This is a genomic window from Silvania confinis (genome assembly GCF_025564085.1).
GTDB lineage: Bacteria > Pseudomonadota > Gammaproteobacteria > Enterobacterales > Enterobacteriaceae > Enterobacter > Enterobacter confinis.
The window spans coordinates 115832-142742 of the sequence record NZ_JAMGZJ010000074.1 but is presented as its reverse complement, the minus strand read 5'-3'; the positions used below and the strand labels follow the sequence as shown (position 1 = coordinate 142742).

Sequence of the window (26911 nt, the reverse complement as noted above, 5' to 3'; positions counted from 1 at the left end):
AACAGGAGCCGTTAAGACATGCCTAATTTCTTTATCGATCGCCCCATTTTTGCGTGGGTGATCGCCATTATTATCATGCTAGCCGGGGGACTTGCGATCCTGAAGCTGCCAGTAGCGCAATATCCAACGATTGCGCCACCAGCAATTTCAATCGCCGCAACCTACCCTGGAGCTGATGCAAAAACGGTGCAGGACACCGTGACTCAGGTTATCGAACAGAACATGAACGGTATCGATAACCTGATGTACATGTCCTCCAACAGTGACTCAACCGGTACGGTACAGATTACGCTGACCTTCCAGTCAGGTACGGATGCGGACATCGCGCAGGTTCAGGTGCAGAACAAACTGCAGCTGGCCATGCCGTTACTGCCGCAGGAAGTACAACAGCAGGGCGTGAGCGTGGAGAAATCCTCCAGTAGCTTCCTGATGGTTGTCGGCGTTATCAACACCAACGGCACCATGACGCAGGAGGATATTTCCGACTACGTAGGCGCCAACATGAAGGATGCGATTAGCCGTACTTCTGGTGTGGGTGACGTACAGCTGTTCGGTTCTCAGTACGCGATGCGTATCTGGATGGATCCAAACAAGCTGAACAACTTCCAGCTGACGCCGGTCGACGTGATCACCGCCATTAAAGCGCAGAACGCCCAGGTGGCAGCCGGTCAGTTAGGCGGTACACCGCCGGTGAAAGGCCAGCAGCTGAATGCCTCGATCATTGCTCAGACCCGTCTGACCTCGGCAGATGAGTTCAGTAAAATCATGCTGAAAGTGAACCCGGATGGTTCACAGGTTCGCCTGCGCGATGTTGCGAAGGTTGAACTGGGCGGTGAAAACTACGACGTGGTCGCGAAGTTTAATGGCCAGCCGGCTTCTGGTCTGGGGATTAAACTGGCGACGGGCGCAAACGCCCTTGATACGGCGACGGCGATCCGTGCTGAGCTGGAGAAGATGAAACCGTTCTTCCCATCAGGCCTGAAAATCGTTTACCCGTATGACACCACCCCGTTCGTTAAAATTTCGATTCATGAAGTTATCAAAACGCTGGTCGAAGCGATCATCCTGGTCTTCATCGTGATGTATCTGTTCCTGCAAAACTTCCGCGCGACGCTGATTCCAACCATCGCCGTTCCGGTCGTTCTGTTAGGCACATTTGCTATCCTGTCGGCCTTTGGCTTCTCGATAAACACCCTGACGATGTTCGGCATGGTGCTCGCGATAGGCCTGCTCGTGGATGACGCCATCGTGGTGGTCGAAAACGTCGAGCGCGTGATGTCCGAAGAGGGACTGCCGCCGAAGGAAGCGACCCGTAAATCGATGGGGCAAATCCAGGGCGCGCTGGTCGGTATCGCGATGGTACTGTCAGCGGTATTTATCCCGATGGCCTTCTTCGGTGGCTCCACCGGTGCGATTTACCGCCAGTTCTCGATCACTATCGTTTCGGCAATGGCCCTGTCGGTACTGGTCGCACTGATCCTGACGCCGGCACTGTGTGCCACCATGCTGAAGCCCGTTTCTAAAGGCAGCCACGGCGCCACCACCGGTTTCTTCGGCTGGTTTAACCGTATGTTCGATAAGAGCACGCATCACTACACCGACAGCGTGGGCAATATCCTGCGCAGCACCGGTCGTTACCTGCTGCTCTACATCATCATCGTGGTCGGTATGGCGTATCTGTTCGTGCGTCTGCCAAGCTCGTTCCTGCCGGACGAGGATCAGGGCGTCTTCCTGACGATGGCACAGCTGCCAGCGGGTGCATCGCAAGAGCGTACCCAGAAAGTGCTGGATGAAGTGACTGATTACTACCTCACCAAAGAGAAAGCCAACGTTGAATCGGTGTTTGCGGTTAACGGCTTCGGCTTTGCGGGTCGTGGTCAGAACACCGGTATCGCCTTCGTCTCTCTGAAAGACTGGAGTGAACGTCCAGGCGAAGAGAACAAAGTTGAGGCCATTACCGGCCGTGCGATGGGCACCTTCTCGCAGATTAAAGATGCGATGGTGTTCGCCTTTAACCTGCCAGCGATTGTTGAACTGGGTACGGCGACCGGCTTTGACTTCCAGCTGATCGACCAGGGTGGTTTGGGTCATGAAAAACTGACTCAGGCGCGTAACCAGCTGTTTGGTGAAGTGGCCAAACATCCGGATCTGCTGGTGGGCGTGCGTCCGAACGGCCTGGAAGATACGCCGCAGTACAAAGTCGATATCGATCAGGAAAAAGCGCAGGCACTGGGCGTGTCTATCAGTGATATCAATACCACGCTGGGCGCGGCCTGGGGCGGTAGCTACGTCAACGACTTCATCGACCGTGGTCGCGTGAAGAAAGTGTACGTGATGTCCGAAGCGCAATACCGTATGTTGCCGAACGATATCAACAACTGGTACGTGCGAGGCAGTAACGGGCAGATGGTGCCGTTCTCCGCGTTCTCAACATCACACTGGGAATACGGTTCGCCACGTCTGGAACGTTACAACGGTCTGCCATCAATGGAGATCCTCGGTCAGGCAGCACCTGGTAGAAGTACCGGTGAAGCCATGAACCTGATGGAAGAACTGGCTGGCAAGCTACCTGCGGGTATCGGCTACGACTGGACCGGGATGTCCTATCAGGAACGTCTGTCCGGCAACCAGGCCCCTGCCCTGTACGCTATCTCGCTGATTGTGGTGTTCCTGTGTCTGGCAGCGCTGTATGAGAGCTGGTCAATTCCGTTCTCGGTTATGCTGGTTGTGCCACTGGGGGTCATTGGCGCCCTGCTGGCGGCCACATTCCGCAGTCTGACAAATGACGTTTACTTCCAGGTGGGCCTGCTCACAACCATTGGCTTGTCGGCGAAGAACGCGATATTAATCGTCGAATTCGCCAAGGATCTGATGGATAAAGAAGGCAAAGGTCTGATAGAAGCTACGCTGGACGCTGTCCGTATGCGTCTGCGTCCGATACTGATGACCTCGCTAGCGTTTATCCTGGGGGTTATGCCTCTGGTAATCAGCTCGGGTGCTGGCTCCGGTGCACAGAACGCCGTAGGTACGGGCGTAATGGGCGGGATGGTGACCGCGACCGTGCTGGCAATCTTCTTCGTTCCGGTGTTCTTTGTGGTGGTCCGTCGCCGCTTCAGCCGTAAGAACGACGATATCGAGCATAATCACCCGGTGTAATGTCACTGATTTTGCTTTAACTGTTAAAAAAGGCCGCGTTTGCGGCCTTTTTTTTCGCAATTGAAAATCATAAAATAAGCTTATTGGTGACTTATATATTTTATGCCACAGTTATACCGCTCTTCATATTAAAGTGAATTCGCTTACAGAAATTCTCAAATCGTTGCGTAGCATCTGGGTTATTAAGACTTTTCCTGGTGTTTTTTTGTCGCTGGCGAGCGATCAAAATAAATGTATCGGGGACATAAAGTGAGTAAGGGTCTACGTAATTGTAATTTTTCGTAATAGCGCGGTGAAATCCGATTCAGAGTAGATTATAGTTAATGACAAGAGCGTAAACAGAAGTCGCAGTCGTCATTGATGTAAGTCAGTTGTATCCATCCCGACAACGCGGTTCGGTGAGTAAAAAATCACTCAAAAGGGGATGCGCTATGGACGAATACTCGCCTAAAAGGCAAGATATTGCACAGTTGAAATTCCTTTGTGAATCCCTGTACCATGACTGCCTTTCCAACCTTGATGAAAGCAACCATGGCTGGGTGAACGATCCAACCTCTGCCATTAATTTGCAGTTAAACGAGTTGATTGAGCATATAGCGACCTTCGCGCTTAATTATAAAATCAAGTATAACGAAGATAATAAGATGATTGAGCAAATTGACGAATACCTGGATGATACTTTTATGTTATTCAGCAGCTACGGCATTAACGCGCAGGATTTGCAAAAATGGCGTAAATCAGGCAATCGGCTTTTTCGTTGTTTCGTCACGGCAAGCAGAGCTAACCCATTAGCTTCTTCAGTTAAAACTATTACAAACAATTAGGTGCATTTATGTCTGATAAACCCTTAACAAAAATCGATTATTTGATGCGTTTGCGACGTTGTCAGTCAATTGATACCCTGGAACGTGTTATTGAGAAAAATAAATACGAGCTTTCTGATAATGAGCTTGCGGTCTTTTATTCAGCAGCCGATCATCGTCTGGCCGAACTTACAATGAATAAGCTGTACGATAAAATCCCAACAGCAGTGTGGAAATTTATACGTTGATTCTGTAAGCCAGGCGTCAACGGCAGCCAGGCTAACTTCACCGCTTTTATTCTCATGTTCTTTACTGCTACCTACGCTGATTGGCTGGCAGGTTCTCACCCGGGTGGGCGAACGTTATCGCCCCAGGGGAAACAGCGCTTACGCTACAGACAGTCCACTTCGGATTTTCACCCTATCCCGGCAACTGTTATGACTTTTCTTAGCGTAACTGTTACTTTCTTCAAACAAAATGGTCACTTAAAATGCACGGATCCCCCGTGTTTATTCGTTCAATCCAGAAAGGCAGAAGATGACCGAGATACAACGCCTGCTTACCGAAACCATCAATGACCTCAACGCTCGCGAAAAGCGCGACAACAAACCGCGCTTCAGCATCAGCTTTATTCGCAAACACCCCGGTCTGTTTTTGGCCATGTATGCGGCCCTGCTGGCCACGTTAGCGGTAATGCTGTTATCGGAAACGTTAGTCGATTCCGTCTGGCTGCTGGTCGTGCTGTTTGTGGTCTTTAACGTCTTCTTCTTTTTCGACGTTAATCCACGTTATCGCTACGAAGATATTGATGTGCTCGATTTTCGCGTTTGCTACAACGGCGAATGGTACAACACGCGTTTTGTCCCGGGTCAGCTGATCGACAACATTTTGCATTCCCCGTCCGTGGCAGCGCAGGAAAAAGAGAAATTACAGAAGATGGTTGCCACTAAAGGCGAGCTCTCTTTTTACGATGTCTTCACCCTGTCCCGCACGGCAGGCTGAACAGATAATACCGGCTTGCTGCCAACAGGGGCACTGTTAGCGGCAAGCACGAACCCTTCCCCACCCGCTTAACGTCTCTTCTTCCTTCCCTGTACGGCCTTAAAGCGCGGATTGGATTTACATATCACGTACAGCCGTCCCTTACGTTTTACTATCTGGCAATCCGGGTGACGCTGTTTGGCGCTGCGCAAAGAATTCAAAACCTGCATGTTTAGCCTCATTGAATAACGTGGATTGATTGTTTTGTTATAACATAACAATAAACATATCTGAGCGCTGCATGAAAAACAACCCTAACCGGATCCGTGCAGGATGTTTCGCCTGTGAATACAATCAATGTTAGTGCCGTGTAGTAAGGCTATGCTTAGCAGGTTTTTTTTGCGTAATGGTCATCAGCTTCCGCGCCCCCTTCCGGGCGTTTTAAAAAGGATACAGGAGCATGACAACCCGACAACTGGTGAGCCTGGTGACCTGCGTACTGATTGCAGCAGTCCTTATTCCTGTCTCCCTTAGCGTATGGCTGGCACACCGTAACGCAGAGGATAAGTTCGTTGCCGATCTGGAAAACTACTCATCGCGCGTGCAGATCCGCACCGATCGCGTGTTTGCCCAAGCGAAATCTGCGCTGGCCCAGATGCAGACGTTCAAAGGCATCCCCTGCAGTCGGGAACACACCATGGCGATGCGTCGCACCGCTATTTCATGGCGCTACGTTCAGGAAGTGATTTACATCAACAACCTGAAACCGCTCTGTTCCTCGCTTGAACAATTGAGTCACGCAGCCTCGTTACCGCCCGCAATCCGCACTACGCCCGATGGCTACCGGGCCTGGATGACAGCGCAAAGCGATTTGGGTCTCGAACGTTACATGGCGGCGATTGGTCAGCAGAATTATCTGGTGATGATCGATCCGGCCTCGATGATTGACGTGATCCCCTTTGGCTCATGGCCGATTAACGTTGCACTGGTCGGCACCCTCCACAATGTCATCTTTGCCAGCAGCAGCCCGCTGGATATGCAGATTTTTCATCAATTGCAGCGGGACAACGCCAGTCATCTTCAGCATGACGGCAAGATTTACAGTATTCGTAACGTGCCAGACCTGGGGTTTACCATTGTGTCATGGGCATCAATGACACCGTTACAAGAGAGCTGGCGCCACCAGCTTCTCTTATGGCTGCCCGTCGGGATAGTGTTCAGTCTGGTATTCGCCTGGTTCGTCCTGCGTATCTTACGGCGGCTACAATCGCCACGACAGGTTTTGCTGGAGGCCATCAATACCCGTGAACTAGAGGTCTATTTCCAGCCCATTGTCGCCTTAAACAGCGGCAGGATGGTGGGTGCCGAGGCGCTGGCCCGCTGGCGACAGCCGGATGGCAGTTACCTGTCGCCGGATGTTTTCATCACCCTGGCGGAGCAAACGGGCCTGACGCCTAAGCTGACGGCGCTTATTATCGATAAAGTGTTTGAGGATATGGGCTCGTGGCTGCGCCAGCATCCTGACCAGCATATTTCGATTAACCTTGCCCCGGCGGATTTGCTCTCCGGCGCCGTGCCCCCGCAGTTGAGCCGTCTGCTTAATGACTGGCAACTCTCACCGTCACAGATTGCACTGGAACTCACCGAGCGAGGTTTTGCCGATCCGTGCGTAAGCGCCCCGGCAATTGCCGGATTCAGACGCGCGGGCCACGCCATTTATATTGATGATTTTGGAACCGGGTATTCCAGCCTCAGCTATTTGCAGGATCTGGACATTGATATCCTGAAGATTGATAAGTCATTCGTTGATGCCGTGGAACATAAAAACGTTACCCCACATATCATTGAGATGGCCAAATCGCTGAACCTGGCGATGGTGGCTGAAGGCGTCGAAACGGAAGGTCAGTTGGAGTGGCTTCGCCGCCACGGCGTGCAGTTCGGCCAGGGCTGGTTGTACAGTAAGGCCCTGCCGAAAGAGGCGTTTATTCAGTGGGCTGAAAACAACATCGAGCCGGAAGGATAACGCATCCGGCGACCATCAGGCCGCCGGGAATAACGGTTACTCATCAAGCAGAGGGGAGAAGCCGCCGTAGATCATCCGTTTGCCATCAAACGGCATCGATTCACCGAAGGCTTTCATTCTGGGATCGTTCATCATCTTCTGATTCGCCTCATCGCGAACCGCTTTCGACGGATACTCAATCCAGCTGAAAACCACCTCTTCGCCCTCTTCTGCTTTAACAGCCATACGAAAGTCAGTTAATTTGCCGTCGGGCACATCATCCGCCCAACATTCAACAATGCGCAGCGCGCCGAACTCTTTAAACAGCGGCGCGGCTTTCGCGGCCATCTCGCGATAAGCCTCCTTGTTCTGTGCGGGAACGGCCACCACAAAACCATCGACATACTTCATCAGATAAACCTCCGAAGTGAGTGTGCGGCTGCATGGTGCAGCCGCATCAGCCGATTAAGTTTAGTTCTGCTGCCAGCTAAAGGTGTAATGCAGGGTCTTATTCTGCAGGATGAATTCCGGCGACACGCTGGGGCTCCATGAGTCATCGCCACCGACGCCCATATGGAACGCATCCACGTTCAGCCAGCAGCCGGGCTCTTCGCGCAGCAGATGATGGTGAGATGTCTCGCGCAGCTGGGCCTGGCTGTAGCGGCTCACGCCGAAGTGGAAATCACCGCGCAGCTGATGCTGCCCGATATCCAGGAGATGGGTATCGCAGCGCAGGCCATTTTCCGTCGGGAAAATATACGGCGTATGCAATTCTGCCAGCGGCAGTTCCCAGCGCCCCTGTCGGGCGGCCAGCTTGCGGTCAGGATAGTTCTCCAGCGGCCCCAGCCCGCACCAGCTTACCGTTTGCGGCGCGTGCGCCAGCTGGCAGCTCAACCCGATGCGCGCGGGCTCAGGCATATCGCCAGCCACCTGCACCTCGACATCGCCGTGCAGCACACCGTGGCTATCAATACGCCAGCACTTACGGCTCAGGAACAGCACCTGGCCCTCGTGCTCCCAGGCATGCAGAGTAACAATCGTCACCGCCTGCGTGAGCTGTTCGCCGTCACACTGCAGCAGACGCGGCGTCAGGTTGTACATCCCCGCCGCCTTCCAGCGCTCCACCCAGGCATTAGGATCGATGCGCGTGGCTTCGCTGACGCCAATATCATTATCCAGAGGCGCGCGGGTAAAGTTATCGCTCAGCGGCGACAGCAGCGTCGCCTCGCCCGCTCGCCACCACTGCGCCAGGTTTCCGCTGGTGCGGCTAAACTCCCAGCGCTGCTGCTGATGGATGACCACCAACCCATCGCTCTCCTCCGTCAACTGCGGCGCTTCTCCCGCGCTCAGTGGCGGGACAATCGTTAATGGTGCAGGCAGCGACCACTGATCCCAGGCGCACAGGTGGTTTTCTGCCGACCACGGCGTGGCTGCGGGTTGGTAAACCTCTACATTCAGCCACACTTCGCCCGGCGTGATATCCCACTGCGGCAAAGTGAGTTCCAGCCGCTGCGTACCCTTTGGCGCGATAGCGAGTGCCACCTCGCCCGTTGCCAGCACGTCTCCTTCACGGACCACAGACCAGCGCAGCTGCTCGTTGTCCGTCGGGCGGAACAGATAATCGCTGTGCACTTCAACCACCAGCGGCGAGTGGCTTTGCAGCGTAAAGGTGAAAAATTGCTGCGCGCGCTGGGCCTCAAACAGGGCCGGATGCGGCGTACGATCCGGGAAGACCAGCCCGTTCAGACAAAACTGTCGGTCATTAGGCGTATCGCCAAAATCACCGCCGTAAGCCCAGAACGGATTGCCCTGTTCATCGTGCTTCGTCAGCGCCTGGTCGACCCAGTCCCAGACGAACCCGCCCTGCAGGCGGGGATGTTTACGGAAGGCCTGCCAGTATTTGGCAAAGCCACCAAAACTGTTGCCCATCGCGTGGGCATACTCGCAAAGGATCAGCGGACGTGTTTCATCCGGCATGCCGATCCATTTTTTTATCGACCATTTCGGCACCGCCGGGAAAGGCTGGTCCTGATCGACGCGGGCATACATCGGACAGACAATATCGGTCGCGGCGGTGTTGGCGCCGCCGCCCTCGTACTGCACCGGGCGCGTCGGATCGGTGGTCTTCACCCAGCGGTACAGCGCGTCGTGGTTGGCGCCGTGACCCGATTCATTCCCCAGCGACCAGATGATGATCGACGGATGGTTGCGATCGCGCTGCACCATGCGGGTCACGCGCTCGCTCATCGCCGGCAGCCAGAGCGGATCGTCCGCCAGGCGGCTCATCGGCACCATGCCGTGCGTTTCGATATTGGCCTCATCCACCACATACAGCCCGTAGCGGTCACAGAGACGGTACCAGAGCGGGTGATTCGGATAATGCGAGCAGCGCACGGCGTTAAAGTTGTGCTGCTTCATCAGCTCGATGTCGCGGCGCATGGTGGCTTCGTCCATCACCTGCCCGTTCTCAGGATGATGCTCGTGACGGTTAACCCCGCGGATCAGCAGTGGCTTGCCGTTGAGCTTCAGCAGGCCGTTGCTGATTTCGACCCGGCGGAAACCCACGTCGCAAGCTTCAACGTCCAGCACCTGGCCCTGTCCGTCGCGCAGCGTAATGGTTAAGCGATAGAGGTGCGGCGTTTCAGCACTCCACAGGGCCGGTTCAGCCACTGGCATCGAAACATTGACGCGCTCCTGCCAGTGACCGCGCTCATCGACCACCGCCGATCCGGGATGCCCGGTGGCACTGGCAATGCGCGCTCCGGCACGCCAGAGCGTAAAATCGACCTCACAATCGGCATAATCTGTCCCACCCAGGGTCAGCCCCAGCTGGAGCCGGGCGCGGTCGTAGTCGGCATTCAGTTCCGTGACCACGTGGTAATCGGCAATGTGCGTGTCCGGCTTGTGCAACAGGGTGACGTCGCGGAAAATCCCGCTCATCCGCCACATGTCCTGGTCCTCAAGATAGCTGCCATCGCACCAGCGCAGCACCATCACCGCCAGCCGGTTGCTGCCCGCGCGCAGGAAAGCTGTAACGTCAAACTCTGCAGGCAGGCGGCTGTCCTGGGAATAGCCCACCCACTGGCCGTTGCACCAGAGATAAAATGCCGAGTTAACTCCTTCAAATACCAGTCGCGTCTGTCCGCTTTCCAGCCAGCTGGCTTCCATGTCGAATGTGAGCGAGTAACAACCGGTCGGATTCTCAGCCGGAACAAACGGGGGCGTAACGGCTATCGGATAGGTAACGTTGGTGTAGATTGGGGTATCAAAGCCCTGCATCTGCCAGTTAGAAGGAACCGGCATTGGGACGGAATCAGTGCAATCCTCCGTTGTCCAGCCGTCGGGAACCTCCTCCGGGGCGCTGAAAAAGCTGAACTGCCAGGTGCCATTCAGCGAGCGGGTAGAGCGCGTCTGGCCCTCTTCTCGCGCAGCAACCTCTTCGCGCCAGCTGTTCAGCGGCGCATGCGCGGCGAGTCGATTCCATTGGGTGACGCCGGGATTTTCCCAGTCACGGCGGGCGATCAGTGTGCTGAGAGTCAGCGGGGCAGGATGGGACATAATTACCTCTTTGCGAAGCGCTCACAATTTTCACTACAATGCCCTGTCAGGAAGACAGGGTAAAGCGGGATCATGCGCCAAAGCGATAATGATCACAAAAGCATTAGCGGCGTGCCAGTTGCTCGGCGAGGATCGCCAGGGATTTTAGCTGCCGGGCCAGATCCTCACTCCCCTGCGGCACACCGTGGCGAGCGGTGGAATGACGTTCCACCAGCGCGACCGGGATCAGCATCTGCGCAGGCTCGGTGGGCGTTTCCTGCGCCAGTAGCCACTCGACGCTGCGCAGCCCGGCCTCGCGGAACGCCTGACGGACAGTGGTCAGCGGCGGTGTAAACCACGCGCTGTCGGTGGTATCGTCAAATCCGACTACCGACAGTTGCCCGGGAACGGCAACGCCTTTCTCTGCGCAGGCGCGCATTACGCCAAGCGCCATCTGATCGTTTGCCACCAGAATGGCTTGTGGGAGGCTGGCCGCCGCCAGTAGCTGATGGCCTTTTTCATACCCCGAGGCGGCACTCCAGTCGCCCTGCGCGACGGCGCAAGGTTCAATCCCCGCTGCACTCAGCACCAACAACCAGCCCGCAAGCCGCGCCCGTGCGGAGACAGAACTTTGCGGACCGCCCAGCAGCGCAATCTGCTGGTGGCCTAGCTCCAGCAGATGCTGCGCCCCAAGCGTAGCCCCCTGCTGCGCATCAAACACCAGGCTATGCACCCGGGCGGTGGGTGAGACATCGAGAAATAACACCGGGACCCGGCCAGCCTGCGCCTGAAGATGTTTTGCCTGTTCATCTTCCAGCGGGACGTTAACCAGTAAACCCTCGACCCGCTGGGCCAGTAGCTCCTGCACCGCCGCCAGGCACTGCTCGGGGTTTTCGACCATTGAGATCAGCACGCTCGCGCCGCGTTCCCCCGCACGGGATTTGACCGCCGAGGCAATTTGCGACGGCGCATGCAGGGCCAGATCGGTGGTGATGAGCCCCAGTGTGCGGGTGCGTTTGCCTGCCAGCTGCTGGGCTCCGCGATTGGGGACATAGTGCAGTTCAGCCATCGCCTGCTGCACTTTTTCCCGCGTACGGGCGGAGACATGCGTCGCATCGTTAATGACGCGTGAAACGGTCTGATAAGAAACGCCCGCCAGGCGGGCGACATCGTAAAGGGTGATGGCTTTCATGAGATCTGCGTTGCGAAAACAGGGGCGACTATTGTGTCACACCCCCGCGCACAAAGCTTGTGAGCGCTTCGCAAATTCAGACAACGCGTTCCGGTTCTGGGGTGATGATCACCTTCGGCCGCTGACGAAACCACGGCAGGCAGATCTGGATCAGCGGGCCAATGCTTAACGCATAGAGCACGGTTCCGACGCCAAACGTTCCGCCCAGCGCCCAGCCAATCAGCAACACGGAGATTTCAATTGCGGTGCGCACGCTGCGCACCGACCAGCCGGTACGGGCGTTGATGCCGGTCATCAGACCGTCGCGCGGCCCGGCACCAAAACCGGCACCGATATACATGCCGGTCGCCAGCGCGTTAACAATCACTGCCGCCGCCAGCAGCACGCTGCGCGCCAGCAATGAATCAAGCGTGGGTATCAGGGACAGGAACGCATCGGCGGCAAGCCCGATGACAATCACGTTACTGATGGTGCCCAGGCCCGGACGCTGTCGCAGCGGGATCCAGAACAGCAGCACCAGCGCACCGGTCAGGATCATGATCGTACCGATATCCATCGCCAGCAGCTTCGCCACCCCCAGATGGAATACGTTCCACGGATCGGCGCCCAGATCCGCGCGAATAAACATCGCCGTAGACAGGCCATACAGGCTCAGTCCGATATAAAGCTGCAGTAATCGACGTGACATGGTGTTTCTCTCCCGGATGATCTCTGCTTTCATCATTACCTGAAATGGCACTATGATTAATGTCCAGTTTTCAAAAAGTGGACTGCATATGTCATCACGTCGATTTGGAAGCCAGTCGTTAGCCCGCCTGCTGGGCCGCTGGCAGCAGAGCCCCTCCCGTATCCCACTCTGGCGACAGCTGGCTGATGCGCTGCGCCTGTTGATCCTTGACGGGCGACTGGCGCTGGATACGCGCCTGCCCGGGGAGCGGGAACTGGCCTTAACCCTGGACGTCAGCCGCACCACCATCAGCAGCGCCCTCGCGCACCTGCGGGATGATGGCTATCTCGAAAGCCGACATGGGAGTGGATCGCGGGTGATCCTGCCCGACAGCCGGACGCTACCTACCCTCTCTAACGCCAGCGCGGCGCTGGATCTTTCCACCGCCGCGCTGGGAGCCGGGCCGGAGATCCATCAGGCTTATACCCACTCGCTGACCGCCATTACGCAGCATCTGACGCAAACCGGTTACGATCAGCTGGGGCTTCCCGCCCTGCGTGACGCCATTGCGGCACGCTATACGGCGCGCGGGTTACCCACCCGGGCAGAGGAAGTGATGGTCGTTAATGGTGCCGTCAGCGGGCTGGCATTAGTGCTGCGCATGCTTACCGGCCCTGGCGATCGGGTCGTGGTGGATCACCCTACCTATCCGCTGGCCATCGCCGCCATTCAGGGGGCATCCTGCCGACCGGTCGGCGTATCGCTACCGCCAACCGGCTGGGATAGCGACGGATTTGCCGCCACCCTCGCCCAGACCGCGCCGCGCCTGGCGTACCTGATGCCCGATTTCCATAACCCCACCGGGCGCTGCATGGATGTGAGCACGCGTCAGGCCATTACGGCGGTTGCCGCCCGGTCGCGCACCACGCTGGTGGTGGATGAAACCATGGTTGATCTGTGGTTCGATGCACCGCCACCGCCGCCTCTGGCAGCCTTCTGCCCGAACGGCAATGTCATCACCCTGGGTTCGGCGGGGAAAAGTTTCTGGGGAGGGCTCCGGCTGGGCTGGGTTCGCGCCCCGGCGCGCACGATTGCTACCCTTGCACAAACCCGCGATACGCTCGATCTGGGCTCTCCGCTGCTGGAGCAACTGGCAACACTGTGGCTGTTCGACAACAGCGACACATTTTTACCCGCTCGACGGCAGATGCTGCGTGAGCGGCGCGATGGCTGTGCGGCCCTGCTGCGGGAACATTTCCCGGACTGGCGTTTTCAGATGCCGGAGGGGGGACTTTCATTCTGGATTGAACTGCCGGATATGCTGGCTACTCAGCTCGCCGCACGCGCAGACGTTGCCGGCATTCATCTGGGAACCGGTACGCGATTTGGGCTGTCCGGGGCATTTGATCGCTATCTGCGGATGCCTTTTTCACTCGAACCTGCCGAACTGGAGAACGCGCTACTGCGACTGAAACCGCTGTGGCTGGGCATCAGTAAAAGTGGGCAATCGTTGAAGCGGACGCTGGTTTAACCCCTTCAAATAATAAAGGGGGCTGCAACGCTGGTATTTATTACAAGAAAGAGTGAGCAATTGCACAAATGACGGGAGTGATTAGTTAAAAACGTCTGACTGTAATAATTACAGTCAGACATTTTCAGCGGCGGACGATCAGTGCTGAGCAGGAATAGGAAAGCCTTTGAGCGAAATAACAAAATTATCGCCTTCTTTCTTTATTTTCGCGCCGGTATCACACCAGTCAGACGCAATTCGAAAGAACTCATCACTGCCAACATCCCAGCCGAGGCGAACATGTTTGACATAGCCAGAGCGCAGAAGCAGGCAGGCTTCTGAGTAATCGCTGGCGGTTGTTTGCTGATGTTGTTTCATTTTCTCTTCTTAAGAAGTTTGCGTAATGCTTTGATTTCTTTAGGAGTAAATGGAGTTAAGTTTTCTTCTTCCGTGTGCTGATTGTCGATATCTTCTTCCGTTACTCCCGCCTCTTCTGTTGCCGCGAATGCCAGTAACAGCAGTTTCTCTGTGGTAACGCTTAAATTCTCATTGTTTACTTCAGCATAATGACGAAGTCTCTCTTTTAACGCCTCGTCAATCTTTACGTTCAGTACCGCAGTCGTCATGTTTTTTACATCCCTGGCAATAATTTCTTAATTTAATACACGAAGTTAACATTCTTATCCAGATATATATTCTCTGCTTATACATAATAAAAATGTCACACTTACACTGCACAACATTTATGACAAAATAATGACAGTGATATTTCAGTATGATGACAATCGCGAAAATAAAAAGGCGGGCATAAAAAATAGTTAATAACCCTGCTTTTAACGGGCTTGTTGCACTTGAGAGGGACACGTTTGCACGAACGGCGTTGGCTATGCCTGAATGTTTGATACCCAGAAATGGGTGGGGGCCCTGCCAGCTACATCCCGGCACACACGTCGTCTGCCTTGGCTGCTTCCTTCCGGATCTGACCTGGTAAACAGAGTAGCGTTGCGGGAGAACCAACAGAGCCCCCATTGAGAGCGTTGTTAACCAACGCGCTGGCGCATTATCACTGTACGGGATAGCAATTGCAAGTTAACCGCGTCCAGGTGATGGTTTATTGCCCAATACGTACACGGACTGCACGCTTCCTTCCCATTTTGTCGGGTAATCCTTATTCTTCTCGCTCCACACAGGAGTAAACAATGGACCAGCACGACACTTTTCCTCAGCGAGTCTGGCAGATAGTCGCCTCAATTCCCGAAGGCACGGTCACCACCTACGGCGAAGTCGCGCGTCTGGCCGGTTCCCCACGCGCGGCACGGCAGGTCGGGGGCGTACTGAAACGCCTGCCGGAAGGCAGTACCCTGCCCTGGCATCGCGTCGTCAATCGAAGTGGCACTATTTCATTAACCGGCCCGGATCTCCAGCGCCAGCGCCAGGCGCTGCTGGCTGAAGGTGTGCAGGTTTCAGGGAGTGGACAGATTGATTTGCTTCGCTATCGCTGGCGCTATTAAAGCGCCCCCCACGAAGAGGGGCGTACGCATTAAAGCTGAGTCGGGGCAGGTGTTGCTGAAGAAGGACTAACCTGGGTCGGTGATGTCGAAGGAACCGTATTAACGGCCCCGCCAGATGGCTGAAGCGGGAGCTCAGTCTGCTGGACAGGTACCAGCACCAGATCGGTTTTCGTGCCGCCCTGATTAATGACCGGCTTCACGATATCGGTCATCAGCACCACCTTATCGTTTACGCTGATCGCCGCACTCAGCAGGATGCGCGCGTTAGGCTGGACATCCGCCGGGTTAAACGGCAGTTCAAATTTGAACGGGGCTTGCTTACCTTCAGTACGCGTCGCGCGCTGCGCCAGTACTTTGGACGGGGAATCCGCCAGCGAAGCGTCAGATAAGGTCACGGTTAATACCGCATCCGGCGGCAGCGCCACTTTCTGTCGGATCCAGATCGTACCTGAAACATTTGGCTGCTGAATAACGGGCGCCGTCGCCGCGGCAGAAGTGTTAGGGTTTGGCGCTGGCGTCTGAATGTCTGCACTTTTATCCGCACAGGCAGCAAGAGCAACCGCTACCGCTAAACCACTTAACATGTGCACGAGTTTCATTGAGTTCTCCTTATCATCAATGCACCAGCGGGATCGATCCCGCCAGACGAGTGGCTAACATAAGATAACGTCAGTAAGCCTGGCACATATCAATTATTTATGCCTGAAAGTACCCCGTTATTCAGATTATTGCACCCATCGGACCACTTGCATTTCTGCGTTATACTCTGCCTATCTTTCGCCACGGCGTATTCATTGAGGACGACTATGAGTCAAGCACTAGGCAATCTGCTGACATTATTAAACCTGGAAAAAATTGAAGAAGGTCTCTTTCGGGGACAAAGCGAAGATCTGGGGTTGCGCCAGGTTTTTGGCGGCCAGGTTGTGGGCCAGGCGCTTTATGCCGCCAAAGAGACGGTGCCAGAAGACCGTCTGGTGCATTCGTTTCACAGCTACTTCTTGCGCCCGGGCGACAGCCAAAAACCGATCGTGTATGACGTCGAAGTCCTGCGCGATGGCAACAGCTTCAGCGCCCGTCGCGTTGCCGCGATCCAGAACGGCAAACCTATTTTCTACATGACGGCCTCTTTCCAGGCGCCAGAGCCGGGATATGAGCATCAGAAAAGCATGCCGCCTGCGCCTGCCCCGGACGACCTGCGCTCAGAAACCGACATTGCCCGTGCGCTGTCACACCTGCTGCCCCCGCAGCTTAAAGAGAAGTTTCTCTGCGATAAACCGCTGGAGATCCGCCCGGTCGAATTCCATAACCCGATGAAAGGCCATACGGCAGAGCCCGCGCGCCAGGTGTGGATCCGCGCGAACGGTACGGTTCCGGAAGATTTCCGGGTGCATCAGTATTTGCTGGGCTATGCCTCGGACTTTAACTTCTTGCCGGTTGCCCTGCAGCCGCACGGGGTGGGTTTCCTCGAGAAAGGTATGCAAGTTGCCACTATCGATCATTCCATGTGGTTCCATCGTCCGTTCAACATGAACGACTGGCTGCTGTACAGCGTGGAGAGTACGTCGGCATCGAGCGCCCGTGGATTTGTTCGCGGTGAGTTCTATAGCCAGGAGGGTGTGCTGGTGGCGTCGACGGTGCAGGAAGGGGTAATGCGCAACCGGGGTTAAAAGTGTGCGGCCTGATGCCATCACCCCGCCCCTCTCCCACCGGAGAGGGTGCAAGAACTAAAACGGCAACCTGGAGGTTGCCGTTTGCTTTTACTTAAGCGTTATACGCATTCTCGCCGTGACTGTTGACGTCCAGACCTTCACGCTCCTGCTCTTCCGGAACGCGCAGACCAACCGTCATGTCCGCCAGTTTGTATCCGATAAAGGCGACCACACCTGACCAGACGACAGTGATAGCGATACTTTCCAACTGGACCAGCACCTGATGACCCATGCTGACGCCTTCTGCATACCCTACACCGCCAAGCGACGTTGCAGCGAAGATACCGGTCATGATGCAGCCGATGATGCCGCACACGCCGTGCACACCAAACACATCACAAGGGTCGTCGACGCGCAGTAAACGTTTCAGTGCGGTTACGCCCCACAGACCCGCCAGACCCGCCACCAGACCAATGATCAGCGCGCCGCCAACACCCACGTAACCGCAGGCTGGGGTGATACCGACCAGACCGGCAATCGCGCCAGAACACGCACCCAGCAGCGAAGGTTTACCGCGCACGGTCCATTCGCCAAAGATCCAGGCGAGGATGGCGCCTGCGGTCGCCACGACGGTATTCACGAACGCCAGCGCAGCGATTTCGCTAGCCGCACCAGCAGAACCGGCGTTAAAGCCAAACCAGCCGAAGTAGAGGATCGCGGTGCCGGTAAAGACCATCGGCAAATTGTGCGGTTTGAACGCTTCTTTGCCAAAACCGACGCGTTTGCCAATCAGGTAAGCACCCACCAGACCCGCGACGGCGGCGTTGATGTGAACCACGGTACCGCCTGCAAAGTCCATCGCACCGTGCGAGGCCAGCAGACCGCCACCCCAGACCATATGCGCAATCGGCACATAGGAGAGGGTCAGCCAGACCACCACGAAGATCAGCACCGCAGAGAAGCGAATACGTTCCGCCAGCGCGCCAACAATCAGCCCGACGGTGATACAGGCGAAGGAGCCCTGGAACGCCACGTGAATGTACTGATAGAAGCTGCCCATCACCGCAGTCAGTTCGATATTTTTCAGCATCGCCCAGTTAAAGCTGCCGAAGAAGGCGTTGCCTTCGCCGAAGGCCAGCGAGTAGCCGTAAACCACCCACAGCACACAGACCAGCGCAAAGGTCACGGTGACCTGAGTGAGCATTGAAAGTACGTTTTTACCGCGGATCAGGCCGCCGTAAAACAGCGCAATCCCCGGAATGGTCATGAACAGCACCAGCGCGGTGCAGATCATCATAAAGGCGTTGTCGGCTTTGTCCGCCACCGCAGGGGCAGCCATTGCCAGTCCAGGCAGCAGTGCCAGAGACCCCAGACCTGCTTTAAATGTTGTTGTGTTCATTTTTTCGATCCCTATCACTGTGTGCCAGGTTTTTTACAGTGCCGCTTCGTCGGCTTCACCCGTACGAATGCGAATAACGCGTTGCAGCTCAGCAACGAAAATTTTGCCGTCGCCAATTTTGCCGGTGTAGGCTGCTTTACTAATCACGTCGATGACTTCATCCAGCTGATCGTCGGCAATCGCCACGTCAATCTTCACTTTTGGCAGGAAGTTGACGCTGTATTCGGCACCACGATACAGCTCCGCATGACCCTTCTGCCGACCAAAGCCTTTCACTTCGGTGACGGTCAGACCCTGAATGCCCATGGAAGACAGCGCTTCACGCACGTCTTCAAGTTTGAATGGTTTGATTACCACGGTAACCAGCTTCATATATCCCCTCCAGTCAGAATTCGGTTTTGGCTAGCGAACAGATCAGGTATTGCAAGCGCTGTGCCAAAAGTGAAAAGAGAGGGAATACGAGGGGTGGCGGATAACGGGCGAAAAAAAACGCACCATGACAGTGCATGATGCGTTTCATTTCTGCACCAACCGTTTCAGCGGCCGATGCGTTGCCTGTTTTTAGTGCATCAGGCGCTGAGCGACTCCTCGCGTACGCTGGCGGCCAGCTCTTCACCGGCCAGCTGCAGTTGGTACATCTGCCAGTAACGCCCTTTAGCCTCAAGCAGTTGCTTGTGGGTACCGCGTTCAACCGCTTGTCCGCGATGAAGCACCAGAATGGTATCTGCCTCCACAATCGTCGACAGCCGATGGGCAATCACCACCAGCGTGGTGTGCTCGCGTACCGCCGCCAACGCCTGCTGAATAGCCTGTTCCGTACCGGAGTCGATGCTTGCCGTCGCTTCGTCGAGGATCAGCACCTGCGGGGTCTCAATCAGGACGCGAGCCAGCGCCAGAAGCTGTTTTTGCCCGACCGACAGGTTGTTACCCTGCTCGCCCAGCCGGGTGTGAATGCCATCGTGCAGGCCGCGCGCCAGCTCCGCCAGTTGGACTTTTTCCAGCACATCCCACACCTGTGCCTCAGTGAACGGGCGGCCCAGCGTGATGTTGGCAAAGAACGTATCAGCCAGCACTACCGGATCCTGCTGTACCATCGCCACCCCTTTACGCAGCGTGGCGTGGCTCAGAGTCTCAAGCGGGCGACCATCCAGACGAATTTCGCCTTTTGTCAGCGGGTAATACCCCATCAGCAGGCTCGCAAGGGTACTTTTCCCGCTGCCGGTATGCCCGACCAGCGCGACAAAACTGCGCGACGGCACCGTCAGGTTGATATCCTCCAGCACCAGCCGATCCTCACGATAGGCAAAGGAGACATTCTCGAATTCGAGGGTGCCGCTTTGCAGCTCCCGAGTGTCGTTGCCGTAAGACTGACGCGGCCGGTCCATCAGCTCAAACACGCGCTCACCGGCTACCACTGCCTGCTGCAGCATCGACTGCTGGGTAGTCAACTCGATCAGCGGTTCATTAAGGCGTCCCAGATAGCTAATGAACGCATACAGCACTCCCACCTCAATCGTCCCGCCGGCTGCGAAACTAAACTGCATCAGTAACCCGCACAGCACCAGCGCCGAGAACAGGCTTAACAGCGGGCGCAGCAGAAAACCGTCGAGCCGAAGCGTCTGCATCCGGGCCATATAGTGCGAGCGGCTGGCCTCGCCCATCCGCTCGCCAAACCGCGTCTGCTGGCGAAACTGCTGAATGACGCTCATGCCGTTGATGACTTCATTAAAGCCATCGTTGATGTCGGCCAGATAGGCGCGCATGCGCCGGACGATCGGCGTGCTGTAGCGCTGATAGATGATCATCACGATGATGACCGCGGGGAAGATCGCCATCGCGATCAGCGCCATCCGCCACTCAAGGCTGAACATCGCCACCAGCATAGCCCCCACCAGCGCCGCACTGCGCAGCACCGTTGCCACCACCGTGACATACAGATCGCGGATCACTTCCGTATCATTCGTGACACGGGAGATAATTTGCCCGACGGGCTGGGTGTCAAATTCACTCAGTGGCTGGCGGAGTGCAGCATCGAAAACGTCGGTTCGCAACTGCTGAACGACTCCGACGGCGGCCTGGTTAAACAGCAGCGACTGGACGTAATGCAGCCCGGCGGCCAGGAATTGTAAGCCGACATAGGCGACCGCCAGCCCGGTAACAAGCCCCAGCGGCAGATAGCTTTTTGCCACCATATTGTCGATGAAGTAGCTGATCAGTAGCGGCCCGCTCACTTCGGCAATCGCGGCTATCCACAGCAGCACCACCGCCAGCGACAGCGGTTTGCGCCATGGCGAACCATAGGCCAGCAGGCGCTTGAGGGTCGGCCACAGCTGGGAAAAACTACGCATCGGCGGCCTCCTCGTTGATTTCCGGTGCGTCATCCAGTGCCGCTTCCAGTTGTTGATAACGATACATATCGCGATACCATCCTGGCTGTTCCGCCAACTGTTCATGCTCGCCGCGTTGGGCGATGTGCCCGTGCTGCATCACCAGAATTTCATTAGCTTCGGTCAGGGCCGACAGCCGATGCGCACTGATAATCACCGTGCGCCCTTCTCCCCACTGCCGCAAATTGTGCAGGATCTGGTGTTCGGTACGTCCGTCCACGGCGGAGAGGGCATCATCGAGCAGCAGGATTTCGGCATTCAGCAGCAGGGCGCGGGCGATGGAAATACGCTGCTTCTGCCCGCCGGAGAGCATCACGCCGCGTTCGCCGACCTCGGTTTCATAGCCCTGTGGCAGACGCAGGATATCTTCATGCACGCTGGCGAGTCGGGCCACGTGCTCAATCTCTTCCCGGGTCGCCTGCGGACAGCCCAGCGCAATGTTGCTGGCAACGGAATCCGAGAACAGGAACGGCGTCTGGCTGACCACCGCCAGACGACTGCGCCAGCTGTCCAGCTGCAATTGCGTGAGGGGGATATCGTGGAAGCGGATCTCGCCCTGGTCGATATCAAAGTGGCGCTGGATCAGTGAAAGCACGGTGCTTTTCCCCGCGCCCGTCGGGCCGCAGATGCCCAACATTTGCCCCGGCTGCAGGGTGAAATGGACGTTCTCAAGCGTATTTTTTTCCGTGTGCGGATACGCAAATGCTCGCACCGCCACGCTCAGCTCGCCGCGCCCTTCTGGTACCGGTTCGCTGCCATCATTCACCACCGGTGCTTCGGCGAGCATGGCGCGAATGCGGCTGTAAGCGGCGCTCCCGCGCTCGACGATATTAAACATCCAGGCCAGGGCCAGCATCGGCCAGATCATCAGCCCCAGATACATGGCAAAGCTGGTCAGTTGCCCGAGCGTCAGGGTGCCGTTAATCACCATCCAGCTGCCACCGCCAATCGCCAGCAGGTTGGCGGTGCCGATAGCAATATAAATAGTGGGATCAAATCGGGCGTCAATGCGGGCAACCCGCAGGTTTTTAGCCCCCGTATCCGCAGCATCGGCGGCAAACAGTGCCGACTGGCGATCTTCCAGGCCGAACGCTTTGATCATCCGAATGCTGGTCAGGCTTTCCTGGGTCCGATCGTTCAGGGATGAAAACGCCGCCTGCGCCAGCTTGAAGCGCTGGTGCAGCTGATCGCCGTAGCGTTTGATCGCCAGCGCCATCAGCGGCATCGGCAACAGCGCCAGCAGCGTCAGCTGCCAGCTGATTTGGGTGGACATCACAATCAGCACCGCGCAGCCCATCACCAGCGAATCGACCAGCGTCAGCACCCCTTCCCCGGCGGCAAACACCACCCGATCGACGTCATTGGTGGCGCGGGCAATCAGATCGCCGGTGCGGTGGCGCAGGTAAAATTCCGGATGCTGGCGGCTAAGCTGACGATAAAAATCTTCCCGCAGCTCTACCGCAAGCTGATAGGACGCACCAAACAGCAGCACGCGCCAGACGTAGCGCAGCAGATAGACGACGACTGCCGTCAACACCAGCGTGCCAATCCACATCATCACCCGTGCGGTGTTGTAATACTGTTCGGTCACGTCATCCACGACGTAGCCCACCACTTTTGGCGGAATGAGCTGCAAAATGGCAATGATAATAAGCAGGGCCACTGCGCCGAGGTAGCGTTGCCACTCCCGACGAAAGTACCAGCTTAACTGAGCAAATAATCGCACGCGGTCTGTTCCTGAGGGTCGTATTCCGGCAAGGCCGGGACGTTATTCAATGGGTAATGCGGTGGTGTATTTTATCTGTTCCATCGCGAAGCTGGAGGTGACATTCGACAGACCTGGCACGCTGTTCACCAGCCGTTTGTAGAAGTCATCATAGCGTTTCATGTCCGCCACCTGAACCCGCATCAGGTAGTCGTATTCGCCCGCCATTCGCCAGAAGCCCAGCACCTCCGGCATATCCGATACCACGGTAACGAACCTGCAATACCAGTCGCTGCTGTGATGTTGCGTTTTTATCAGAACAAACGCGGTCAATCCAAGCCCCAGTTTTTCGGGATCCAGCAGAGCCACGCGCGCCAGCAGAATGCCTTCATCTTCGAGGCGTTTAAGACGTTTCCAGCAGGGCGTGGTGGTCAGATTAACGGCATCCGCCAGCGCCTGCAAAGAGAGGGTGCAGTCTCTTTGCAACAAGGACAGCAGCTTACGGTCAATTTTATCTAGCATACCCACCCCCACAGAGAAAATTTTTCTCCTGATATTGTATTTTAAAGGTCAGATAGCAACAATTTTTTCTGTGTTTTTCGCTATGCTGGGCACAAAATGACAAACGGAAGACTGGAATGAAGAGTACCTGGGTTAAACACGCCATCAGTGAAATTAACGCCGATTATCAGCGCTCGGCCGACACGCACCTTATTCGCCTGACTCTGCCCGGCTTTGCTGGCATTCAGCTGTATCTGAAAGACGAAAGTACCCACCCTACTGGCAGCCTAAAGCACCGCCTGGCGCGCTCTCTGTTCCTGTATGGCTTATGTAACGGCTGGATCAATGAAGGCACCACCATCATTGAATCGTCATCCGGCTCTACCGCGGTGTCCGAAGCCTACTTTGCCCGCCTGCTCGGCCTGCCGTTTATCGCCGTGATGCCGTCCTGTACCGCAAAACGCAAAATTGAACAGATTGAATTCTACGGCGGGCGCTGCCACTTTGTAGAGAGCGCCTGCGGAATCTATGCCGCCTCAGAGATGCTGGCCCGCGAGCTGAACGGCCACTATATGGACCAGTTCACCTTCGCCGAACGGGCTACCGACTGGCGTGGCAATAACAATATTGCCGACAGTATCTTCCGCCAGATGCAAAACGAGCCGCACCCCGAACCGACGCATATTGTAATGAGTGCCGGAACGGGTGGGACATCTGCGACCATTGGCCGCTATATCCGCTGCCAGGGCTACGATACCCGCCTGATGGTGGTCGATCCGGAAAACTCAGTCTTCCTCGACTACTGGCAGCAACGCAATCCGGACCTGCGCAGCCCGGTGGGCAGCAAAATCGAAGGGATTGGCCGCCCGCGCGTCGAGCCGTCGTTTATTCCCGATGTGGTCGACGAAATGCTGCGGGTGCCAGATGCCGCCAGCGTCGCCACCGCCCACTGGCTGGAAACCCAGCTAGGTCGCAAAGTGGGCGCTTCAACCGGGACTAACATGTGGGGGGCTTTACAGCTTGCTGCGCGGATGCGCGAGGCCGGGCAAACAGGCTCGATTGTCACCCTGCTCTGCGACAGCGGCGAGCGCTACCTCGACACCTATTACAACGCCGAGTGGGTGAAATCCACTATTGGCGACGTGGCGCCCTGGTCGGCAGAAATTGCCCGGCTGGTAAAATAAAAAAAGCCAGACTTTCGTCTGGCTTGCTGGAAGAGCCTCACTATTCGGGGGAATAAGGAAGATCGGGTGTGTCCAGCCAATGAGTCAGAAAATGGGACACCGCTTCATTACGGCAGTGTCCGATAACCGGCAGATGCGAGAGCTCAGCCATCAGCTGCGGCATCGCATTGCCCATAATCAAGCCGCGACCGACGCTGCCCAGCATCTCGCGGTCATTCATGGCATCACCGAACGCCATGCACTCCTGCATGCTGTAGCCCAGGTGGTCGCTCAGCACCGCCAGCGCAGAACCTTTGTTGCATCCTACCGGCAGCACTTCCAGGCAATCGACAGCCGAGAAGGTCAGGTGCGCGCGGTTGCCCAGCGCCTCGTTAAGCTGAATGCGCAGTCGGCACAGATCGTCATGATCGCTACAAAAACAGATTTTGGTTACCGCGTGAGCCGGGATCCGACGTAGATCGGTTAGCTGGTATTGGAACCCGCTGTAAACATGCGCCTCGAGCAGAGCCGGAATGTCCTGGCCGGTCAGCCAGCCGGTGTCGTTAAAGACGTGGATGCTGGCCTCGGTATCCCAGGTGGTATGTAATACCTGTTCGGCAACATCTGGCGCGAGATCCTGGCGATACAATACGTCCCCTTCCAGCGAGTGAATGCGCGTTCCGTTGCCAGTGATTAAGAACGCCTCCAGCGATAACGTGCCCATCAAATGGCGCATTTCCAGCACATGTCGTCCGGTGGCAAAAGTGAGCGTAATGTCGCGCTCATGCAGCCGCTTAAGCGCACTCAAGGTCTTGTCGCCTAAACGGTGGTCCGGCATTAACAAGGTGCCGTCCATATCAAATGCAGCCAGCCGCGCCATAGTGCTCCCGAAAATGTAATGGGTTTAACTTGTGCATCAGTATTGCGTGATATATACGGAAGTAATACTGAATAGTTAAACATTATTGTTCCGGGTTTTTATATGCGCCTGCTTAATCGATTGAATCAGTACCAAAGGCTGTGGCAGCCTTCCGCCGGTGCACCGCAGCAGGTGAGCGTGGCGGAGCTGGCCAGCCGCTGCTTTTGCAGCGAACGGCACGTGCGTACGATTTTACGTCAGGCGCAGGATGCGGGCTGGTTAAACTGGCAGGCGCAGTCCGGGCGCGGAAAGCGCGGCGACCTGCGCTTTAACGTGACGCCCGATTCGTTACGCAATGCGATGATGGAAGAGGCGTTAAAAAGCGGTCATCAGCACAACGCGCTGGAGCTGGCCCAGTTGGCGCCCCAGACGCTGCGTGCGCTGCTGCATCCTTTTCTGGGAGGACAGTGGCAGAACAATACCCCTACGTTGCGTATTCCCTACTATCGTCCGCTCGACCCGCTGCATCCTGGCTTTTTGCCGGGACGTGCCGAACAGCATCTGGTGGGGCAGATTTTTTCCGGACTGACGCGCTTCAACGACACCCGTAGCGAACCCACCGGCGATCTGGCCCATCACTGGGAGGTCTCCGCCGATGGATTACGCTGGCATTTCTACATCCGCTCTACGCTGCACTGGCATACGGGGGACAAGATTGAGACGGCCCAACTGCAGAAGCAGCTAATGTTGCTGCTAACCCTGCCCGCGCTGCGCAGACTGTTTAACAGCGTAAAACAGATTGAACTGACGCATCCTCAGTGCCTGACATTTGTGCTGCATCAGCCGGATTACTGGCTGGCACACCGCCTGGCGAGCTATTGCAGCCACCTGGCGCATCCGCAACAGCCGCTGACGGGCAGTGGGCCGTTTCGGCTGACCCTGTTCGAACCGGACCTGGTGCGGCTCGAAAGCCACGAGCAGTACCATCTGGGGCACCCGCTGCTGAAAGCGATCGAATTCTGGATCACCCCCCAGCTTTTTGACCAGGATTTAGGCACCAGCTGCCGTCATCCGGTGCAAATCGCCATTGGCGAGCCGGAAGAGCTCGCCAGCTTACGGCTGGTCAGTAACAGCATCAGCCTGGGTTTTTGTTATCTCACGCTGAAACAGAGCGGGCGGCTAAGCGAAATGCAGGCCCGCAGACTGGTGGAGATCATTCATCATTCATCCCTGCTGCATACGCTGCCACTGGATGAGGATCTGATCACGCCCACGCAAGAACTGCTGCCAGGGTGGACCATCCCCCAGTGGCCGCAGGCGCAGCGCATTTCGCTGCCCGAGACGCTGACCCTGGTGTATCACCTGCCGGTGGAATTACATACCATGGCCGAACAGCTTAAGCGCTACCTGGCGCAGGAAGGGTGTCAGCTGACGGTGATTTTCCATGATGCCAAAACCTGGGATGGCTGCGCGTCGCTTGCTGATGCCGATATCATGATGGGTGACCGGTTAATTGGCGAAGCGCCGGAATATACCCTCGAACAGTGGTTACGCTGCGATGCACTGTGGCCGCATCTGCTTAGCGCGCCGCAGTTTACCCACCTGATGGCAACCCTCGATGCCGTTCAGTCCCGGTCCGATGCCGAAGAACGCCATCAGGGGTTAAAAGCGGTTTTCGCCCGATTGATGGAAAGCGCGGTGCTGACGCCGCTGTTTAACTATCAGTATCAAATCAGCGCGCCACCAGGCGTGAACGGTATCCGACTCAACCCACGCGGCTGGTTTGACTTTACTGAAGCCTGGCTACCGGCCCCGAAAGCGTGAAGAAGCTGGTCGCCGTCACGGGCAGACGTTACCATGCGTCTTTAATCGTCAAAGTTGGGAAGAAT

At 56.3% G+C, this 26911-nt stretch carries 24 protein-coding genes and 1 other RNA gene; 10 read left to right on the top strand and 15 right to left on the bottom strand.

Annotation, left to right across the window (positions count from 1 at the left end):
* Positions 1-18: 18 nt before the first annotated feature.
* From acrB to M8013_RS10550, 4 genes are all read left to right on the top strand, one after another.
* Entirely contained in the window at positions 19-3156 is a 3138-nt protein-coding gene (gene acrB, locus M8013_RS10565; protein ID WP_271267757.1) for a multidrug efflux RND transporter permease subunit AcrB, read from the top strand.
* Between the two features lie 431 nt (positions 3157-3587).
* Entirely contained in the window at positions 3588-3980 is a 393-nt protein-coding gene (tomB, locus tag M8013_RS10560; protein ID WP_271267756.1) for an Hha toxicity modulator TomB, read from the top strand.
* 8 nt (positions 3981-3988) lie between these two features.
* Positions 3989-4207, top strand: a complete 219-nt coding sequence (locus M8013_RS10555; RefSeq protein WP_271267755.1) for an HHA domain-containing protein — start codon at positions 3989-3991, stop codon at positions 4205-4207.
* A gap of 289 nt (positions 4208-4496) precedes the next feature.
* A complete protein-coding gene (locus tag M8013_RS10550) occupies positions 4497-4961 on the top strand; it encodes a YlaC family protein (RefSeq protein WP_271267754.1) in 465 nt (154 codons plus the stop codon).
* Positions 4962-5029: 68 nt separating this feature from the next.
* Here M8013_RS10550 and ykgO read toward each other — a convergent pair whose 3' ends face one another.
* Positions 5030-5170, bottom strand: coding sequence for a type B 50S ribosomal protein L36 (gene ykgO / locus M8013_RS10545; protein WP_003859006.1), 141 nt, complete (start codon positions 5168-5170; stop codon positions 5030-5032).
* 230 nt (positions 5171-5400) lie between these two features.
* On the opposite strand from ykgO, the gene M8013_RS10540 reads away from it, so the two are divergent.
* On the top strand, positions 5401-6963 hold the full coding sequence (locus tag M8013_RS10540) for an EAL domain-containing protein (protein WP_271267753.1): 1563 nt from the start codon (positions 5401-5403) through the stop codon (positions 6961-6963).
* 36 nt (positions 6964-6999) lie between these two features.
* On the opposite strand, the gene M8013_RS10535 is transcribed toward M8013_RS10540, so the two are convergent.
* From M8013_RS10535 to yczE, 4 genes are all read right to left on the bottom strand, one after another.
* On the bottom strand, positions 7000-7353 hold the full coding sequence (locus tag M8013_RS10535) for a DUF1428 domain-containing protein (RefSeq protein ID WP_271267752.1): 354 nt from the start codon (positions 7351-7353) through the stop codon (positions 7000-7002).
* 60 nt (positions 7354-7413) lie between these two features.
* Complete coding sequence (locus tag M8013_RS10530; RefSeq protein ID WP_271267751.1) at positions 7414-10500, bottom strand: beta-galactosidase; 3087 nt, start codon at positions 10498-10500, stop codon at positions 7414-7416.
* A 103-nt stretch (positions 10501-10603) separates the two neighbouring features.
* Positions 10604-11671: a LacI family DNA-binding transcriptional regulator gene (locus M8013_RS10525; protein WP_271267750.1), complete on the bottom strand. Its 1068-nt coding sequence runs from the start codon at positions 11669-11671 to the stop codon at positions 10604-10606.
* Positions 11672-11747: 76 nt separating this feature from the next.
* Positions 11748-12359, bottom strand: a complete 612-nt coding sequence (gene yczE, locus M8013_RS10520) for a membrane protein YczE (protein ID WP_271267749.1) — start codon at positions 12357-12359, stop codon at positions 11748-11750.
* Positions 12360-12447: 88 nt separating this feature from the next.
* Here yczE and yczR point away from each other — a divergent pair, with 88 nt between their 5' ends.
* Entirely contained in the window at positions 12448-13869 is a 1422-nt protein-coding gene (yczR, locus tag M8013_RS10515) for a MocR-like transcription factor YczR (RefSeq protein ID WP_271267748.1), read from the top strand.
* 138 nt (positions 13870-14007) lie between these two features.
* Here yczR and M8013_RS10510 read toward each other — a convergent pair whose 3' ends face one another.
* From M8013_RS10510 to ffs, 3 genes are all read right to left on the bottom strand, one after another.
* Entirely contained in the window at positions 14008-14226 is a 219-nt protein-coding gene (locus tag M8013_RS10510) for a hypothetical protein (protein WP_271267747.1), read from the bottom strand.
* The gene (locus tag M8013_RS10505) at positions 14223-14474 is read right to left on the bottom strand and encodes a hypothetical protein (RefSeq protein WP_271267746.1); all 252 of its coding nucleotides are present in this window, start codon (positions 14472-14474) and stop codon (positions 14223-14225) included. Before M8013_RS10505 ends, M8013_RS10510 begins: the two co-directional genes overlap by 4 nt.
* A gap of 296 nt (positions 14475-14770) precedes the next feature.
* Positions 14771-14867, bottom strand: an RNA gene (gene ffs / locus M8013_RS10500) — signal recognition particle sRNA small type.
* A gap of 180 nt (positions 14868-15047) precedes the next feature.
* Between ffs and M8013_RS10495 the strand changes: the two genes are divergently transcribed.
* A complete protein-coding gene (locus M8013_RS10495) occupies positions 15048-15359 on the top strand; it encodes an MGMT family protein (protein ID WP_271267745.1) in 312 nt (103 codons plus the stop codon).
* Between the two features lie 29 nt (positions 15360-15388).
* On the opposite strand, the gene M8013_RS10490 is transcribed toward M8013_RS10495, so the two are convergent.
* Positions 15389-15958, bottom strand: coding sequence for a YbaY family lipoprotein (locus tag M8013_RS10490; RefSeq protein ID WP_271267744.1), 570 nt, complete (start codon positions 15956-15958; stop codon positions 15389-15391).
* A 207-nt stretch (positions 15959-16165) separates the two neighbouring features.
* Between M8013_RS10490 and tesB the strand changes: the two genes are divergently transcribed.
* Complete coding sequence (gene tesB / locus M8013_RS10485; RefSeq protein ID WP_271267743.1) at positions 16166-17026, top strand: acyl-CoA thioesterase II; 861 nt, start codon at positions 16166-16168, stop codon at positions 17024-17026.
* Between the two features lie 94 nt (positions 17027-17120).
* Here the strand turns inward: tesB and amtB are convergent, their stop codons facing one another.
* The 5 genes from amtB to M8013_RS10460 all read right to left on the bottom strand — a co-directional run bounded on the left by amtB (position 17121) and on the right by M8013_RS10460 (position 23021).
* Positions 17121-18407, bottom strand: a complete 1287-nt coding sequence (gene amtB, locus M8013_RS10480) for an ammonium transporter AmtB (RefSeq protein ID WP_271267742.1) — start codon at positions 18405-18407, stop codon at positions 17121-17123.
* 33 nt (positions 18408-18440) lie between these two features.
* Positions 18441-18779 (bottom strand): P-II family nitrogen regulator, encoded by a 339-nt coding sequence (gene glnK / locus M8013_RS10475; protein WP_032616849.1) that lies wholly within the window; start codon positions 18777-18779, stop codon positions 18441-18443.
* Positions 18780-18976: 197 nt separating this feature from the next.
* Positions 18977-20755 (bottom strand): SmdB family multidrug efflux ABC transporter permease/ATP-binding protein, encoded by a 1779-nt coding sequence (locus M8013_RS10470; protein WP_271267741.1) that lies wholly within the window; start codon positions 20753-20755, stop codon positions 18977-18979.
* A complete protein-coding gene (locus tag M8013_RS10465) occupies positions 20748-22520 on the bottom strand; it encodes a SmdA family multidrug ABC transporter permease/ATP-binding protein (protein WP_271267740.1) in 1773 nt (590 codons plus the stop codon). The genes M8013_RS10470 and M8013_RS10465 overlap by 8 nt, the downstream gene beginning before the upstream one ends.
* Positions 22521-22562: 42 nt before the next feature.
* Positions 22563-23021: an Lrp/AsnC family transcriptional regulator gene (locus tag M8013_RS10460; protein ID WP_271267739.1), complete on the bottom strand. Its 459-nt coding sequence runs from the start codon at positions 23019-23021 to the stop codon at positions 22563-22565.
* A 116-nt stretch (positions 23022-23137) separates the two neighbouring features.
* On the opposite strand from M8013_RS10460, the gene M8013_RS10455 reads away from it, so the two are divergent.
* Entirely contained in the window at positions 23138-24184 is a 1047-nt protein-coding gene (locus M8013_RS10455; protein WP_271267738.1) for a PLP-dependent cysteine synthase family protein, read from the top strand.
* 40 nt (positions 24185-24224) lie between these two features.
* Here the strand turns inward: M8013_RS10455 and cof are convergent, their stop codons facing one another.
* Positions 24225-25043: an HMP-PP phosphatase gene (cof, locus tag M8013_RS10450; protein ID WP_271267737.1), complete on the bottom strand. Its 819-nt coding sequence runs from the start codon at positions 25041-25043 to the stop codon at positions 24225-24227.
* 102 nt (positions 25044-25145) lie between these two features.
* Between cof and M8013_RS10445 the strand changes: the two genes are divergently transcribed.
* Positions 25146-26846, top strand: a complete 1701-nt coding sequence (locus M8013_RS10445; protein WP_271267736.1) for an SgrR family transcriptional regulator — start codon at positions 25146-25148, stop codon at positions 26844-26846.
* The last annotated feature ends 65 nt before the right edge of the window (positions 26847-26911 follow it).

Excerpts from the sequence above, each read along its gene's own strand:
- M8013_RS10445 (WP_271267736.1), top strand. The coding sequence starts at position 25,146 with ATGCGCCTGCTTAATCGATTGAATCAGTACCAAAGGCTGTGGCAGCCT.
- yczE (WP_271267749.1), bottom strand. The coding sequence starts at position 12,359 with ATGTCACGTCGATTACTGCAGCTTTATATCGGACTGAGCCTGTATGGC.
- M8013_RS10510 (WP_271267747.1), bottom strand. The coding sequence starts at position 14,226 with ATGAAACAACATCAGCAAACAACCGCCAGCGATTACTCAGAAGCCTGC.
- M8013_RS10550 (WP_271267754.1), top strand. The coding sequence starts at position 4,497 with ATGACCGAGATACAACGCCTGCTTACCGAAACCATCAATGACCTCAAC.
- M8013_RS10460 (WP_271267739.1), bottom strand. The coding sequence starts at position 23,021 with ATGCTAGATAAAATTGACCGTAAGCTGCTGTCCTTGTTGCAAAGAGAC.
- cof (WP_271267737.1), bottom strand. The coding sequence starts at position 25,043 with ATGGCGCGGCTGGCTGCATTTGATATGGACGGCACCTTGTTAATGCCG.
- M8013_RS10470 (WP_271267741.1), bottom strand. The coding sequence starts at position 20,755 with ATGCGTAGTTTTTCCCAGCTGTGGCCGACCCTCAAGCGCCTGCTGGCC.
- yczR (WP_271267748.1), top strand. The coding sequence starts at position 12,448 with ATGTCATCACGTCGATTTGGAAGCCAGTCGTTAGCCCGCCTGCTGGGC.
- M8013_RS10490 (WP_271267744.1), bottom strand. The coding sequence starts at position 15,958 with ATGAAACTCGTGCACATGTTAAGTGGTTTAGCGGTAGCGGTTGCTCTT.
- M8013_RS10535 (WP_271267752.1), bottom strand. The coding sequence starts at position 7,353 with ATGAAGTATGTCGATGGTTTTGTGGTGGCCGTTCCCGCACAGAACAAG.
- M8013_RS10530 (WP_271267751.1), bottom strand. The coding sequence starts at position 10,500 with ATGTCCCATCCTGCCCCGCTGACTCTCAGCACACTGATCGCCCGCCGT.
- ykgO (WP_003859006.1), bottom strand. The coding sequence starts at position 5,170 with ATGCAGGTTTTGAATTCTTTGCGCAGCGCCAAACAGCGTCACCCGGAT.
- M8013_RS10455 (WP_271267738.1), top strand. The coding sequence starts at position 23,138 with ATGAAGAGTACCTGGGTTAAACACGCCATCAGTGAAATTAACGCCGAT.
- M8013_RS10555 (WP_271267755.1), top strand. The coding sequence starts at position 3,989 with ATGTCTGATAAACCCTTAACAAAAATCGATTATTTGATGCGTTTGCGA.
- M8013_RS10525 (WP_271267750.1), bottom strand. The coding sequence starts at position 11,671 with ATGAAAGCCATCACCCTTTACGATGTCGCCCGCCTGGCGGGCGTTTCT.
- tesB (WP_271267743.1), top strand. The coding sequence starts at position 16,166 with ATGAGTCAAGCACTAGGCAATCTGCTGACATTATTAAACCTGGAAAAA.
- M8013_RS10495 (WP_271267745.1), top strand. The coding sequence starts at position 15,048 with ATGGACCAGCACGACACTTTTCCTCAGCGAGTCTGGCAGATAGTCGCC.
- M8013_RS10505 (WP_271267746.1), bottom strand. The coding sequence starts at position 14,474 with ATGACGACTGCGGTACTGAACGTAAAGATTGACGAGGCGTTAAAAGAG.
- amtB (WP_271267742.1), bottom strand. The coding sequence starts at position 18,407 with ATGAACACAACAACATTTAAAGCAGGTCTGGGGTCTCTGGCACTGCTG.
- acrB (WP_271267757.1), top strand. The coding sequence starts at position 19 with ATGCCTAATTTCTTTATCGATCGCCCCATTTTTGCGTGGGTGATCGCC.
- glnK (WP_032616849.1), bottom strand. The coding sequence starts at position 18,779 with ATGAAGCTGGTTACCGTGGTAATCAAACCATTCAAACTTGAAGACGTG.
- M8013_RS10540 (WP_271267753.1), top strand. The coding sequence starts at position 5,401 with ATGACAACCCGACAACTGGTGAGCCTGGTGACCTGCGTACTGATTGCA.
- tomB (WP_271267756.1), top strand. The coding sequence starts at position 3,588 with ATGGACGAATACTCGCCTAAAAGGCAAGATATTGCACAGTTGAAATTC.